General features: G+C 58.8%; 16 protein-coding genes. 9 read left to right on the top strand and 7 right to left on the bottom strand.

What is annotated here, in order from left to right:
- Nucleotides 1-241: 241 nt before the first annotated feature.
- Nucleotides 242-1441 carry a tyrosine--tRNA ligase gene (gene tyrS, locus ACQRBT_RS12100; protein WP_412047502.1) on the bottom strand — a complete coding sequence of 400 codons (1200 nt, stop codon included), beginning with the start codon at nucleotides 1439-1441 and terminating at the stop codon, nucleotides 242-244.
- A 209-nt stretch (nucleotides 1442-1650) separates the two neighbouring features.
- On the opposite strand from tyrS, the gene ACQRBT_RS12095 reads away from it, so the two are divergent.
- Together ACQRBT_RS12095 and ACQRBT_RS12090 are read left to right on the top strand one after the other, a co-directional pair.
- Nucleotides 1651-3063 (top strand): peptidoglycan DD-metalloendopeptidase family protein, encoded by a 1413-nt coding sequence (locus tag ACQRBT_RS12095; RefSeq protein ID WP_060757310.1) that lies wholly within the window; start codon nucleotides 1651-1653, stop codon nucleotides 3061-3063.
- Nucleotides 3064-3066: 3 nt separating this feature from the next.
- A complete protein-coding gene (locus tag ACQRBT_RS12090) occupies nucleotides 3067-4158 on the top strand; it encodes an anhydro-N-acetylmuramic acid kinase (protein ID WP_412047501.1) in 1092 nt (363 codons plus the stop codon).
- Between the two features lie 75 nt (nucleotides 4159-4233).
- Here ACQRBT_RS12090 and erpA read toward each other — a convergent pair whose 3' ends face one another.
- A complete protein-coding gene (gene erpA, locus ACQRBT_RS12085; RefSeq protein WP_003176443.1) occupies nucleotides 4234-4584 on the bottom strand; it encodes an iron-sulfur cluster insertion protein ErpA in 351 nt (116 codons plus the stop codon).
- A 165-nt stretch (nucleotides 4585-4749) separates the two neighbouring features.
- On the bottom strand, nucleotides 4750-5784 hold the full coding sequence (gene argC / locus ACQRBT_RS12080; protein ID WP_003210935.1) for an N-acetyl-gamma-glutamyl-phosphate reductase: 1035 nt from the start codon (nucleotides 5782-5784) through the stop codon (nucleotides 4750-4752).
- A 135-nt stretch (nucleotides 5785-5919) separates the two neighbouring features.
- Between argC and hemJ the strand changes: the two genes are divergently transcribed.
- The 6 genes from hemJ to coq7 all read left to right on the top strand — a co-directional run bounded on the left by hemJ (nucleotide 5920) and on the right by coq7 (nucleotide 10371).
- Nucleotides 5920-6348: a protoporphyrinogen oxidase HemJ gene (gene hemJ, locus ACQRBT_RS12075; RefSeq protein ID WP_060757307.1), complete on the top strand. Its 429-nt coding sequence runs from the start codon at nucleotides 5920-5922 to the stop codon at nucleotides 6346-6348.
- A gap of 25 nt (nucleotides 6349-6373) precedes the next feature.
- Entirely contained in the window at nucleotides 6374-7336 is a 963-nt protein-coding gene (locus tag ACQRBT_RS12070; RefSeq protein WP_412047500.1) for an NAD(P)H-dependent flavin oxidoreductase, read from the top strand.
- Between the two features lie 69 nt (nucleotides 7337-7405).
- Nucleotides 7406-8368, top strand: a complete 963-nt coding sequence (locus ACQRBT_RS12065; protein WP_090368523.1) for a DUF805 domain-containing protein — start codon at nucleotides 7406-7408, stop codon at nucleotides 8366-8368.
- A gap of 64 nt (nucleotides 8369-8432) precedes the next feature.
- Nucleotides 8433-9221 carry an SDR family NAD(P)-dependent oxidoreductase gene (locus tag ACQRBT_RS12060; protein WP_104994834.1) on the top strand — a complete coding sequence of 263 codons (789 nt, stop codon included), beginning with the start codon at nucleotides 8433-8435 and terminating at the stop codon, nucleotides 9219-9221.
- A gap of 46 nt (nucleotides 9222-9267) precedes the next feature.
- Nucleotides 9268-9606: a histidine triad nucleotide-binding protein gene (locus tag ACQRBT_RS12055; protein ID WP_060757303.1), complete on the top strand. Its 339-nt coding sequence runs from the start codon at nucleotides 9268-9270 to the stop codon at nucleotides 9604-9606.
- Nucleotides 9607-9723: 117 nt separating this feature from the next.
- Complete coding sequence (gene coq7, locus ACQRBT_RS12050; protein WP_060757302.1) at nucleotides 9724-10371, top strand: 2-polyprenyl-3-methyl-6-methoxy-1,4-benzoquinone monooxygenase; 648 nt, start codon at nucleotides 9724-9726, stop codon at nucleotides 10369-10371.
- 65 nt (nucleotides 10372-10436) lie between these two features.
- Here coq7 and ACQRBT_RS12045 read toward each other — a convergent pair whose 3' ends face one another.
- Nucleotides 10437-10859: an OsmC family protein gene (locus tag ACQRBT_RS12045; protein ID WP_005792019.1), complete on the bottom strand. Its 423-nt coding sequence runs from the start codon at nucleotides 10857-10859 to the stop codon at nucleotides 10437-10439.
- Between the two features lie 247 nt (nucleotides 10860-11106).
- Here ACQRBT_RS12045 and crp point away from each other — a divergent pair, with 247 nt between their 5' ends.
- A complete protein-coding gene (gene crp, locus ACQRBT_RS12040) occupies nucleotides 11107-11751 on the top strand; it encodes a cAMP-activated global transcriptional regulator CRP (RefSeq protein ID WP_060757312.1) in 645 nt (214 codons plus the stop codon).
- On the opposite strand, the gene ACQRBT_RS12035 is transcribed toward crp, so the two are convergent.
- The 3 genes from ACQRBT_RS12035 to trpD are packed head-to-tail and all read right to left on the bottom strand — an operon-like array spanning nucleotide 11748 to nucleotide 14328.
- Complete coding sequence (locus tag ACQRBT_RS12035) at nucleotides 11748-12443, bottom strand: lipoate--protein ligase family protein (protein ID WP_090368519.1); 696 nt, start codon at nucleotides 12441-12443, stop codon at nucleotides 11748-11750. The genes crp and ACQRBT_RS12035 overlap by 4 nt on opposite strands.
- Nucleotides 12444-12445: 2 nt before the next feature.
- Nucleotides 12446-13282 (bottom strand): indole-3-glycerol phosphate synthase TrpC, encoded by an 837-nt coding sequence (trpC, locus tag ACQRBT_RS12030; RefSeq protein WP_161548732.1) that lies wholly within the window; start codon nucleotides 13280-13282, stop codon nucleotides 12446-12448.
- Nucleotides 13279-14328, bottom strand: a complete 1050-nt coding sequence (gene trpD / locus ACQRBT_RS12025; RefSeq protein WP_060757299.1) for an anthranilate phosphoribosyltransferase — start codon at nucleotides 14326-14328, stop codon at nucleotides 13279-13281. The genes trpC and trpD overlap by 4 nt, the downstream gene beginning before the upstream one ends.
- Nucleotide 14329: the final 1 nt, after the last annotated feature.

The raw sequence follows: 14329 nt of genomic DNA, 5'->3' as shown, positions 1-14329 counted from the left end.
ACAGCGTTACACGCTGCTGTCAACACCTCTTTTTCTCCGCTTTCGACCGAGAAGATCGAACCGTTGATAGAGCCAAACAACACCGCCCTATCAACTCCTTCTGGGCTTCGATGAACTGAAGCTATTCGCTGCCTGAATCTTCGTAACCTCTTGTTTACCAAGGAGTTTTCAGTTTCGACTGCGCCGGAAGTGGGGCAAATTATAGACAGATATAATTCGCCGTCAACCACTAATTTCAGCTTTATTCAGCCTTGAGCGTAATACGCGCAAATGCCTTCTTCCCTGCCTGACAGACATGGGTAGCACCGAGCTCGTATATAAAGGTGCGATCAACCACCTCACCATCTATACGCACACCGCCGGAACCCAGCAGATCACGTGCCACCGCCGAGTTCTTCACCAGGCCCGCCTTGTTAAGGACAGCCGCGATCGGCATTGCCTCTGCAGCAGTCAATTCAATCTCAGGCAGATCGTCCGGCAGCTCGCCATCCTTCATACGGTTACCCGCCGCACGGTGAGCACTGGCCGCAGCCTCTTCGCCATGGAAACGCGCAACAATCTCTTCTGCCAACTTGATCTTGACGTCCCGCGGGTTCGCACCCGCCTCTACATCGGCACGCAATGCGTTGATCTCATCCATCGAGCGGAAGCTCAACAACTCGAAGTAACGCCACATCAGCGCATCCGGAATAGACACCAGCTTGCCGTACATCACGCCGGGAACTTCCTGGATACCCACATAGTTACCCAAGGATTTGGACATCTTCTTGACGCCATCCAACCCCTCCAGCAAAGGCATAGTCAGAATGCATTGAGCTTCTTGCCCATACGCACGCTGCAGCTCACGCCCCATCAGCAGGTTGAACTTCTGATCAGTACCGCCCAGCTCGACGTCCGCACGCAACGCCACCGAGTCATACCCCTGGACCAGCGGATACAGGAACTCGTGAATGGCAATCGGCTGATTGGTGGAGTAGCGCTTATCGAAATCATCGCGCTCAAGCATGCGCGCGACAGTGTACTGAGAGGTCAGACGAATAAAGTCCGCCGGCCCCATCTGATCCATCCAGGTGGAGTTGAACGCCACCTCGGTCTTGGCCGGATCGAGAATCTTGAACACCTGCGTCTTATAGGTCTCGGCATTCTCGAGAACCTGCTCACGAGTCAGCGGCGGACGCGTTGCGCTCTTGCCGCTCGGATCACCGATCATCCCGGTGAAATCACCGATCAGAAAAATGACCTGATGCCCCAGCTCCTGGAACTGACGCAACTTGTTAATAAGCACGGTATGCCCCAAGTGCAGATCCGGCGCTGTCGGATCAAAGCCAGCCTTGATACGCAGGGGCTGGCCACGCTTGAGCTTTTCGATCAGCTCGGCCTCGACCAACAATTCTTCCGCACCACGTTTTATCAGCGCTAGCTGCTCTTCAACCGACTTCATAACAGACCCGCAAGGCTCGAATTCAAAAGGGAACCAACCATACAAGATCAGTGACTAATTACAAGTTTTGCCCTACGTACGGACACCACTCAGCAAGCCCAGCGTTCGCGAGCTTGCGCCACAGATGATTTGGTTATATTTTATACAGTTATTTCATCTTCATCATGTCATTCATCTTTTCCATTTCATCTTCAAAGTCAAAATTACTTATGACCACTGAACCGTCTAAAGCGCCGCCGCTTTACCCGAAGACCCACTTGCTCGCCGCAAGTGGCATCGCCGCTCTTCTCAGCCTGGCACTCCTGGTATTCCCTTCCAGTGACGTAGAAGCCAAACGAACATCCCTGAGCCTTGACCTGGAAAGCCCAGTTGAACAACTGACACAAGATCAAGACGCTTCCGACGCCCAACAAGCCACAAATGCACCAGTTGAATCACCCTTCGCACAGATAGAAAACACGCCTGAAGAGACTCAACAGGCCGAACAGGAGCCGCCTGCAGCCGCCCCTGCCAAGAACCCACTGCATCGCGAAGTGATCGTGGCGAAAGGCGACACGCTATCAACCTTGTTCGAGAAGGTCGGCTTGCCCGCCGCCACCGTTAATGAGGTGTTGGCCAGCGATAAACAAGCCAAGCAATTCACCCAGCTCAAGCACGGCCAGAAGCTTGAGTTCGAAATGGCGCCAAACGGCCAACTGAACAACCTGCACAGCAGCACCAGCGACCTGGAAAGCATTGCCCTGACCCGGGGCGCCAAAGGCTTCACCTTCAACCGCATAACCGCCAAGCCCGTCATGCGCTCAGCCTACGTACACGGCGTAATCAATAGTTCCCTGTCTCAATCAGCCGCGCGCGCCGGCTTATCCCACAGCATGACCATGGACATGGCCAAGGTGTTCGGCTACGACATCGACTTCGCCCAGGACATCCGCCAGGGTGACGAATTCGACGTGATCTACGAACAGAAAGTCGCCAACGGTAAAGTCGTCGGCACCGGCAACATTCTTTCCGCACGCTTTACCAACCGCGGCAAGACCTATACCGCCGTTCGCTATACCAACAAACAGGGCAATAGCAGCTACTACACTGCCGACGGCAATAGCATGCGCAAGGCCTTCATTCGTACGCCCGTCGACTTCGCTCGTATTAGCTCGCGTTTCTCCATGGGTCGCAAGCATCCAATTCTGAACAAAATCCGCGCCCACAAAGGCGTCGATTACGCAGCCCCTCGCGGCACGCCTATCAAGGCAGCCGGTGACGGTAAAGTCCTGCTGGCCGGCCGTCGTGGCGGTTACGGCAACACCGTGATCATCCAGCACGGCAACACTTACCGTACCCTGTATGGTCATATGCAAGGTTTCGCCAAGGGCGTATCGACAGGCAGTAACGTGAAGCAGGGCCAGGTGATCGGTTATATCGGTACCACCGGCCTGTCGACTGGACCGCACTTGCACTATGAGTTTCAGGTCAACGGCGTTCACGTAGATCCGCTGGGCCAGAAGCTGCCAATGGCCGACCCTATCGCCAAGGCCGAGCGCGCACGCTTCCTGCAACAGAGCCAGCCGCTGATGGCGCGCATGGATCAGGAACGGTCCACCTTGCTGGCTTCGGCGAAGCGTTAAGGTATGTCGCTCTATATAGGCGTGATGTCCGGGACCAGTCTCGATGGCCTGGATATCGCCCTGATCGAACAAGACCCGACGATCAAATTGATCGCCAACCACTATATTCCCATGCCGGACACGCTGCGCACCGAGCTTCTTGACCTGTGCGCCAGCGGCCCGGACGAGATAGCCCGCTCGGCCATTGCCCAGCAACACTGGGTAACACTGGCCGCTCAGGGCATCCACGCCTTGCTGGACCAGCAAAATCTCAAGCCTCAGGATATCCGTGCGATTGGCAGCCATGGCCAGACCATCCGCCATGAACCTGCACGGGGCTTCACCGTTCAGATCGGCAACCCCGCCCTGCTCACCGAGCTGACCGGTATCACCGTGGTCAGCGACTTTCGCAGCCGTGATGTAGCGGCCGGCGGCCAGGGCGCACCCTTGGTACCCGCCTTTCATGAAGCGTTGTTCGGCGAGCAGACCGGTCAGCGCGCCGTATTGAATGTCGGCGGGTTCAGCAATCTCAGCCTGATTGAAACCGGCAAGCCCGTAGCGGGCTTCGACTGCGGCCCGGGCAACGTATTGCTGGACGCCTGGATTCATCACCAACGCGGCGAGCACTTTGACCGCGACGGCCAATGGGCGGCCAGTGGCAAGGTCGAGCCGCAGTTGCTCAACGCGCTGCTCAGCGACCCCTTTTTCCAGACCAAAGGCCCGAAAAGTACCGGACGCGAAGTGTTCAACCTGAAATGGCTGCAACAACATCTCGGTCAATTGCCTGCGTTCCAGCCTCAGGATGTGCAAGCCACCCTGCTTGAGCTGACCGCCCTGACCGTCGTCGAATCTCTACAAGCGGCACAATCCGGAACGCAGACCCTGCTGATCTGCGGCGGCGGCGCCCATAACGCTACGCTGATGAAGCGATTGGCCGCACTGCTGCCCAACACCCAGGTCGATAGCACCGCTTCTTACGGTGTAAGCCCCGACTGGGTTGAGGCCATGGCCTTCGCTTGGCTGGCCCATTGCTGCCTCGAAGGCATCGCCGCCAACCGCCCGAGTGTCACCGGTGCACGCGGGCTTCGGGTCCTGGGCGCGATCTACCCCGCCTGACGACACTGAGAATCGCAGACAGCAAAACGCCGCTTGGCCAATCAAGGCCAAGCGGCGTTTTTTATGCGCTATCGATCAGATCGAGAACGAAGACCCGCAACCACAGGTAGTCGTGGCATTGGGGTTCTTGATCACAAAACGCGAACCTTCCAGACCTTCCTGATAATCCACCTCGGCACCTGCCAGGTATTGGAAGCTCATCGGGTCAACGACCAGGCTGACGCCCTCGCGCTCGACGATCGTATCGTCGTCGGCCACATCTTCATCGAAGGTAAAACCGTACTGAAACCCTGAACAACCGCCGCCCGTAACGAATACGCGCAGCTTCAAGCGATCATTACCCTCTTCATCGACCAGGCTCTTCACCTTGTGCGCAGCACCGTGGGTGAATTGCAAAGCCGTGGGGGTGAAGGATTCAACGCTCATGCTGATAATCTCCCGGCGTAGCGCCGCCCTATGCGTAATGGACGGCATTATCCGCTTCTCCTAGAAAAGCGGTCAACTATTGTTACGGTATATCAATCTGCTCAAGCGCCATTAAAAACGCAAAAGGCCCGATCAACGGGCCTTTTGCACAGCGACAAAGCCGTCTTAAGGCAGCATGCCTGCGTGAGACAAGCCCAGCTTTTCATCCAGGCCAAACAGGATATTCATGTTCTGCACCGCCTGGCCCGACGCGCCCTTGACCAAGTTGTCGATCACCGACAGCACCACCACCAAGTCGCCATCCTGCGGACGGTGCACGGCAATACGGCATACGTTGGCACCGCGCACGCTGCGGGTTTCCGGGTGGCTGCCGGCCGGCATCACGTCGACGAACGGCTCGTTGGCGTAACGCTTTTCAAACAGCGCCTGCAGATCAACCGAGCGATCGACCACGGTGGCGTAGAGCGTGGAGTGAATACCACGGATCATCGGCGTCAGGTGTGGCACAAAAGTCAGGCCCACATCCTTACCGGCAGCACGGCGCAGCCCTTGGCGGATTTCCGGCAGGTGGCGATGCCCTTTGACTGCGTAGGCTTTCATGCTTTCCGACGTCTCGGAGTACAGCGAACCTACTGCCGCGCCACGACCGGCGCCACTCACGCCCGACTTGCAGTCCGCGATCAAACGCGAAGCATCTGCCAGCCCTGCCTCCAGCAATGGCAGGAAACCCAGCTGGGTCGCAGTCGGATAGCAGCCCGGCACGGCAATCAGGCGCGCTTGTTTGATCTGCTCGCGATTGACTTCCGGCAGGCCATACACCGCCTCCTCCAGCAATTGCGGTGCACCGTGCGGCTGGCCGTACCACTTGGCCCACTCATCGGCATCCTGCAGGCGGAAGTCTGCGGACAGGTCGATCACCTTGGTGCCGGCCGCCAGCAGTTCCCCAGCCAACGCATGGGCCACACCGTGCGGCGTGGCGAAAAACACCACATCACAGGCGCCCAGGGTCTTGATGTCCGGAACACTGAATGCCAGGCCGTCATAGTGGCCTCGCAGGTTCGGGTACATATCGGCCACGGCCAGCCCGGCCTCTGATCGGGAAGTGATGACGACCACCTCTGCCTGCGGATGCTGGGCCAACAGACGCAGCAATTCGACACCGGTGTAACCCGTGCCGCCGACGATACCGACCTTGACCATAAACCTGCCCTCAACGAACCCACTGGAAAGGCGTCGATAATAGGGGCCGTATCGTCCTGCGACAACCGCCAACGTGACGTACGGGCGCGTCAGCCACTACTATCTTGGCTACCGTGAACCTGGGAATAATCAAAAATGCTTTATCTATGGGTCAAAGCCTTTCATATCGTCAGCATCGTCTGCTGGTTTGCCGGGCTGTTCTACCTCCCCCGCCTCTTCGTCTACCACGCTCAAAGTGAGGACACCGTCAGCAAGGAACGCTTCAGCGTGATGGAACGCAAGCTTTACCGCGGCATCATGGGGCCGGCGATGCTCGCCACATTGATATTCGGTATCTGGATGCTTGCGCTTAACCCCGGCATCTTTCAATCGGGTGCCTGGATCCACGCCAAGCTCACGCTCGTCGTACTGTTGATCGGCTACCACCACATGTGCGGCGCACAGGTGAAGCGTTTTGCCCGTGGCGAAAACACCCGCAGCCATGTCTTTTATCGCTGGTTCAATGAAGTGCCGGTTCTGATATTGCTGGCTATCGTAATTTTGGTCGTGGTCAAACCGTTCTAACTTCACATCACACGGGGTACCTCCAATGTCGCTGCCCGCTCTGCTTGAACAACGTCTGCGCTTGCCGGTAGTGGCTGCGCCGATGTTCCTGATTTCCAACCCGCAACTGGTCCTGGCGTGTTGCCGCAACGGGGTGGTCGGGAGCTTCCCGGCGCTCAACCAGCGCGAAAGCAGCGGCTTCAAGGCCTGGCTGGAGGAAATCGAAGCGGGCCTGGCACAGTTGGACAACCCCGCGCCATATGCCGTCAACCTGATCGTGCACAACAGCAACCCACGTCTGCAGGCCGACCTGGCGATCTGTATCGAACACAAGGTCCCCATCGTCATTACCAGCCTCGGCGCGGTGAAGGAACTGGTCGACGCCGTGCACAGCTATGGCGGACTGGTGTTTCACGACGTCACCACGCGGCGCCATGCCGAGAAAGCCGCAGAAGCGGGTGTTGACGGCCTGATCGCCGTGGCGGCCGGCGCCGGAGGCCATGCAGGCACCTGGAGCCCATTCTCGCTGATCGCTGAAATACGCCAGTTCTTCGATAAAACGCTGCTGCTGGCCGGCTGCCTGAATCATGGGCACGAGATCCTCGCCGCCCAGCTGTTGGGAGCCGACCTTGCGTATTTCGGCACGCGCTTTATCGGCACCACCGAAAGTCATGCGCCGGATGCCTATAAAGAGATGCTGCTCACATCGCGGGCCGCCGACATCGTGCACACTCCAGCAGTCTCCGGCGTACCCGCCAGCTTCATGCGCCAGAGCCTGGAAAACGCCGGCTTCGACCTCGCAGCCCTTCAAGGCAAGGCGGAAGTCAATTTCGGCTCCAAGCTCAAGCCGTTGAATGACGAGGCCAAAGCCTGGAAAACCGTATGGTCTGCCGGCCAAGGTGTCGGGGAAATCAATGATTTGCCCACTGTGGACGAACTCGTTGCTCGCCTGGATGCCGAATACCGCAAGGCCCGAGAGCAGGTGACACAGTTACGCTGGCCACGCTGATACAATTGCCGGACCGGCTGGCTGCAGCCGGCCTGCAACCCTCCCACTACAAATGACAAGGATGCCCGCATGAGCGACAACCGTTTCAAGATAGTGTTTGATGGAGCATTGCTCCCGGGTGTCGAAAGCACCACTGCCAAGCTGAACCTCGCCGAGCTGTTCAAGAGTGAAGTCGAGGCCATCGAGAAACTCTTCACCGGCCGCCCCGTTGCGCTGAAACGTGACCTGTCCCGCCCGGACGCAGAAACCTATCTCAACGCACTGAAAAACGCCGGCGTCGACGCACGTATCGAAGCCGAACAGCCGGTAGCCTTCAGCCTGGCAGAAACCCACGAAACATCGTCCCACACCTCAGACTTCTCGCAACCAGCCGCCTCGCCCTATGCCCCACCGCGCGCAGCCGTAGGCGATGAGTTGCCGGAATACGCCCCCCTCAACGTGTTCACCATCCATGGACGTATCGGCCGCCTGCGGTACCTGGCCTGGACACTGGTGTTGACCGTTGCGATGCTCGTCGCCTCCGGCATCATCGCCACTGCCGGCTTTGCCGTGGCAACCGCGTCGCCGACCGCGGGTATCATTCTGGGCTCGCTGCTGGGCTTTGCGTTGTTCGTGGCCATGCTCTGGGTCAGCGTGCAAATCGCCGTGCAGCGGCTGCACGACCTGGGTTGGTCCGGCTGGTTATGGTTCCTCAACCTGGTGCCGCTGGTGAACAGCGTCTTCCCGATCTTGTTGCTGGTATTGCCGGGGAACGCTGGCGCCAACCAATACGGTGCGCCACCACCGCGCAACTCCACTGCGGTAAAAGTCCTGGCCACCCTGTGGCTGGCGTTTATTCCAGTGATGCTGGCTATCGTGGTTACGCTGGGTATGAACGGTTACCTGAATCAACTCGAAGCCAACATGGACAGCGGCTACGAAAACAGCTCGATCACCTCCGATGATGCTGCCGATCAAAGCGTTATCGTTGATGAAGAAGACGCGCAAAGTGCTGATGAAGCAGCCGAACCTGTAGACTCTCCAGAACAGTGAAGAAACGCCCGCCCGCCTGTGATGCCCCTGTCACAGGCTCGGCGGCGTTGCGATGGAGAAAGGCATGACCCGTTACGCTCTGATCACCGGCGCCTCCAGCGGCATCGGCCTGGCTTTGGCCGAAGCCCTGGCCCGGCGCGGCCGCAGCCTGATTCTGGTGGCCCGTCAGCGTGATCAGTTGGAAAGCATTGCAATTGAATTGACTCAACGCTTTGGCGTCGAGGTGCTGTTTCGTGCCTGCGACCTGGGCGAGCCCCTGCGTTTGTCCGGGTTCCTGCTGGAACTGGAAGAAGGCGAACGTCAGATCGACTTGCTGGTGAACTGCGCCGGCATCGGCACCAGCGGGCCATTTCTGGCCCAGGACTGGATGACCGAACAAGACCTGATCGAAGTCAACATCCTGGCCCTGACCCGCATGTGCCATGCCCTTGGCAACGCGATGGCCCTGCACGGGGGCGGGCAGATTCTCAACGTCGCCTCAGTCGCCGCCTTCCAGCCCGGCCCGTGGATGAGCAGCTACTACGCCAGCAAGGCTTATGTACTGCACTTTTCCGAAGGGTTGCGCGAAGAGTTGAAAACCTGCGGCATCAAAGTTTCAGTCTTGTGCCCCGGACCTACACGCACGGCGTTCTTCGGCACCGCGCAAATGGACGCCGCAAAGCTCGACCGCAGCGGACAATTGATGAGCCCTGAGGAAGTGGCGCTCTATACCGTGCGAGCACTGGAAAAGAACAAAGCCATCATCATTCCCGGGCGACGCAACCGCTGGCTGGCCTTCAGCCCGCGTTTCAGCCCACGCTGGCTGACCCGCAAGATCGCCGGCGCGATCAACAAGGCCTATTGCCCGCGCTGACCGCCTGGGTACACTCACCTCGCACTTTCATAATGGAGAAACAGCTGTGGATACTCTGTTCACCAAGATCATCAACAGAGAAATACCCGCGAAGATCATCTACGAGGATGACCAGGTCCTCGCCTTCCACGATATCGCGCCTCAGGCACCGGTGCATTTCCTGGTAATCCCGAAGAAGCCGATCCGTACGCTCAATGACCTGACGGAAGAAGACAAGAGCCTGGCCGGCCATATCCTGTTCACTGCCCAGCGCCTGGCGGTAGAGCAAGGCTGCGAAAAAGGCTTTCGCGTGGTGATGAACTGCAATGAAGATGGCGGGCAGACCGTCTATCACATCCATATGCATGTACTCGGCCAGCGCCAGATGAACTGGCCACCGGGCTGATCAGCCCCGCGGTACAGGTCGCGGCCCAAGGCTGCGACCCCATGCCCCTGACTCAGCACAAACGCTTTGTCCTCTCTTGCGGTAAACTGGCCGCCGAGATTCCTCCCGGAGGTCAGCATGACTACCCAACGTCACTACTCGCCGATTGACCGTCTGTTGCTGCAAGCCGACATGGCCATGCGCACGCTGCTGCCATTCAGCGGCCAACCTTACCGTCCATCGCCCGCCATCGTGCAACCTGAAGCACAGATGAGCGAGACCGACACCCGCCACGTTGCCGGCCTGATGCGTATCAACCATACCGGTGAAGTGTGTGCCCAGGCGCTGTACCAGGGCCAGGCGCTGACCGCCAAGCTGCCGCAAGTACGCGCGGCGATGGAACATGCGGCCGAAGAAGAAATCGACCACCTGGCCTGGTGCGAACAGCGCATTCGCCAACTGGGCAGCCACCCCAGCGTGCTCAACCCATTGTTCTACGGTTTGTCGTTCGGCATCGGCGCCGCTGCCGGCTTGATCAGCGACAAGGTCAGCCTGGGGTTTGTCGCGGCAACAGAACATCAGGTATGCAAACACCTGGATGAACACCTGGAGCAATTGCCGGCGGAGGACGAAAAGTCCCGGGCCATTCTTGAGCAAATGCGCATCGATGAAGAACACCACGCAGAAAGCGCACTGGATGCCGGCGGTTTCCGCTTCCCGGCGCCGGTAAGGTTCGGCATGAGCCTTTTGGCCAAGGTCATGACCAAGAGCACCTATCGCCTATAAGTACCTAGAGCCTGACCCGCAAAAAAAGGGCGCTATCGAGCGCCCTTTTTCTTTTGCGTGTCCCGTCAGCCCAGCTCGATGATTTCGTAGTCGTGGGTGATCGCCACACCGGCCGCGCCGAGCATGATCGACGCCGAGCAATACTTCTCGGCCGACAACTCGATGGCACGTTTGACCTGAGCCTCTTTCAGCGCTCGCCCCTTCACCACGAAATGCATATGGATCTTGGTAAACACCTTGGGATCTTCAGTGGCACGCTCGGCCTCCAGGAATGCTTCGCAGCTCTCCACGGCCTGGCGGGATTTCTTCAGGATGCTGACCACGTCGAAATTGCTGCAACCGCCTACGCCGAGCAGGAGCATTTCCATCGGGCGTACACCCAGGTTACGGCCACCGGCCTCCGGCGGGCCGTCCATGACCACGACATGGCCACTGCCCGACTCACCGAGGAACATGGCTTCGCCCGCCCATTGGATGCGTGCCTTCATCATCCAGACTCCACTGCTAAAAAAGGGTCATCAGCTTAGCACAGGGCCTCGAAACAGCAGCGCCCCGCATGAAAGCGATCAATGACAGCATTTGCCAGGCAAAATCATCAATCGAATCAGAATGCGTCTGGTAAGCTGGCGCCAATTCAATGGCGCATTGCCATCTTTTGTGCAGCGTGTATCAATGCCGACACCGCTGGATAAAAACAAATCCAATCACACCCTGCAGTTCTTTCGGGATACAACCATGGTTGCTCTTACTCCCACACCCAAGATCAAGAATCTCGACAAGTTGTTGATGCATTGCCAGCGCCGTCGCTATCCGGCCAAACACAACATCATCTGCGCAGGCGAACGCTCGGAAACGTTGTTCTTCATTGTGAAGGGCTCAGTCACCATCTTGATCGAGGATGACGACGGTCGCGAAATGATCATCGCGTACCTCAATACCGGGGATTTCTTTGGGGAACTCGGGCTGTTCGAACAGGCGGGTAAAGAGCAGAAACGCAGCGCGTGGGTGCGGACCAAGGTCGAATGTGAAGTGGCCGAGATCAGCTATACAAAATTCCGCGAACTGGCCCAGCATGACCCCGACATTCTGTACGCGCTGAGTGGTCAGATCGCCCAGCGCCTGCGTGACACCACGCGTAAAGTGGGCGACCTGGCATTCTTTGATGTCACCGGCCGCGTGGCTCGCTGCCTGCTTGAGCTGTGCAAACAGCCTGACGCGATGACCCACCCCGACGGCATGCAGATCAAGGTCACACGCCAGGAAATCGGGCGCATTGTCGGGTGTTCACGGGAAATGGTCGGCCGCGTGCTCAAGGACCTGGAAGAGCGCAACCTGGTGCACGTCAAAGGCAAAACAATGGTGGTGTTCGGTACCCGTTAACCCGGCAGGAAACTGGCCAACATTTGACGGTACAGGGCGTCCAGCCGAGCGATCGCATCCGGCGCGGGAAAAGCTTCGTGCAGGGCAATATGGCTGTCGGCACGCACCCGCTGGTCGAGACCGCAGGCTTGATTGAAGCGATTGACCGCCGCGATCAGTTCCTCACGGTCGTTATCCAGCAGCAATGCACCATGCACCAACCCCACCGGGCGGCCAGCACTTTGTCGCCAGCGCTGGGCGGTGCCGACCATTTTGCGGCCGTTCAGATTGACGTTGTAGCGACCGTCACAAAACGCGCCGTCGATTTCACCGACAGAAGCATCGCCCCCCAACTCGCTGAGTAAATCGCAGATCGGCTGGCACAAACGCAAGTAACCGGTTTCGATACGATTCTGGTCACCTTCGCTGCGCGGCGGTGCATAGACCAGGGCGATATTGACCGTCGCACTCGACTGCGGCACCGGTTCTCCGCCGGTTTCACGCAGCAGTACCGGCCAACCGGCATCCGCTGAAACCTGGCTGGCGGTTGCGAAAGCCGGCAGCCGGCTCAAACGGCGCGGCATGACCAAGGCTTGATCGCTGGGCTGCCAAAACAACAGCCCGAACGCCTGCTCACCCGCACACACGGCCGCCAACAACGCCTGCTCGGCGGCAAGCCCTGCCTCAACGGTCATCCTTGCGGGCAGGGTCATCATCAGTCCAGGGTCGAACCGCTGATCGTCACGCCACGCTCCGGGAAGAACAGGCGTTGCAGCTCCGCCCCCGGGTTCTCGGCGCGCATGAATGTCTCGCCGACCAGGAACGAATACACGCCGCTGATTTCCATCAGTTCAACGTCAGCTCGGTTGACGATGCCGCTCTCGGTAACCACCAGGCGGTCCCGTGGAATGCGCGGCAACAGGTCGAGGGTGTTTTCCAGGCTGACTTCGAAGGTGTGCAGGTTACGGTTGTTGACTCCCACCAGGGGTGTGTCGAGGGTTTTCAGAGCGCGTTCCAGCTCGTCGCCATCGTGGACTTCGACCAACACATCCAGCCCGACGCTTTTGGCCACGGCGGCCAGCTCAGCCATCTTCACGTCATCCAGCGCGGAAACGATCAACAGCACACAGTCGGCGCCGAGGGCACGGGCTTCGACGATCTGGTAAGGGTCAACCATGAAATCCTTGCGGATCACCGGCAGCTTGCACGCGGCGCGAGCCTGCTGCAGATACAAGTCGGAACCTTGGAAGTAGTCGATATCGGTCAGCACGGACAGGCAAGTCGCCCCGCCCTTCTCATAGCTGCCGGCGATTTCCGCCGGCACGAAATGTTCGCGGATCACGCCTTTGCTTGGAGAAGCCTTCTTGATTTCGGCAATCACCGCCGGTTGCTTGAGCTTGGCCTGGGTGATCAAGGCATTGGCAAAACCACGCGGGGCATCGGCGACTTTCGCCTGAGTCTCAAGCTCCGCCAGGCTCACGCGCGCGCGGCGCTCGGCGACTTCTTCGGCTTTGCGCGCGAGGATTTTTTCCAGCACGGTCGGGACACTCATCCTTCATTCTCCATCTTGAACACTGCGGTGAATGCTCCCAGCTCTTCGAGCTTCTCGCGAGCCAGACCGGTGTGCAACGCATCGTGGGCCAAAGCAACACCCTCTTTAAGACTATAGGCATGGTCCGCTGCGTAAAGTGCCGCGCCAGCATTCAGGACAATCATTTCCGCGGCTTTTTGGCCATTTTCAGTCTTGCGACGCCCCAAGGCATCACGAATCAGCTCCAGCGATGCCGCCGGGCTCTCAACCGAAAGGCCGTGCAAACTCTGGCTCTTCATGCCGAGATCTTCGGGCTCGACCCAATATTCGCTGACCTGGTCATTCTTCAGCTCCGCGACAAAGGTCGGTGCCGCCAGGCTGAACTCATCCAGGCCATCCTTGGAATGCACCACCAGCACGTGCTTGCTGCCCAGACGCTGCAGCACTTCGGCCAACGGCCGGCACAGCGCCTGGCTGAATACGCCCACCACCTGATGTTTCACACCGGCCGGATTCGTAAGCGGGCCGAGCATGTTGAACAGGGTACGCAGGCCAAGATCCTTGCGCGGGCCTGCTGCGTGTTTCATCGCACCGTGATGGGACTGAGCGAACATGAAGCCAATGCCCACGCTGTCGATACAGCGCGCCACTTGCACCGGTGTCAGGTTCAGGTAGATCCCGGCCGCTTCCAGCAAATCGGCACTGCCGCTCTTGCCGGAAACCGCACGGTTGCCGTGCTTGGCCACGGTGCAGCCGGCGGCAGCGACGACAAAGGATGAAGCCGTCGACACGTTGAAGATATTGGCGCCGTCACCGCCGGTGCCAACCACGTCGACTACACCGTCGAGGGTATTGAGTTCGACCTTGTCCGCCAGCTCGCGCATGACCGACACGGCGCCCACGATTTCGTCGATGCTCTCGCTCTTCATGCGCATCGCCATCATGAAAGCGCCAATCTGCGCATCGGTGCATTGACCGGTCATGATTTCGCGCATCACATCGCTCATTTCAGCGGTGCTCAGGTCCAGATGGCCGACGATACGGCTCAGGGCAGTCTTGATATCCATG

This window comes from Pseudomonas sp. R19M (assembly GCF_050312585.1).
Taxonomy (GTDB): domain Bacteria; phylum Pseudomonadota; class Gammaproteobacteria; order Pseudomonadales; family Pseudomonadaceae; genus Aquipseudomonas; species Aquipseudomonas palleroniana.
Note: the sequence above shows the minus strand (reverse complement) of the source record. Positions and strands in the feature narration are given on the sequence as shown.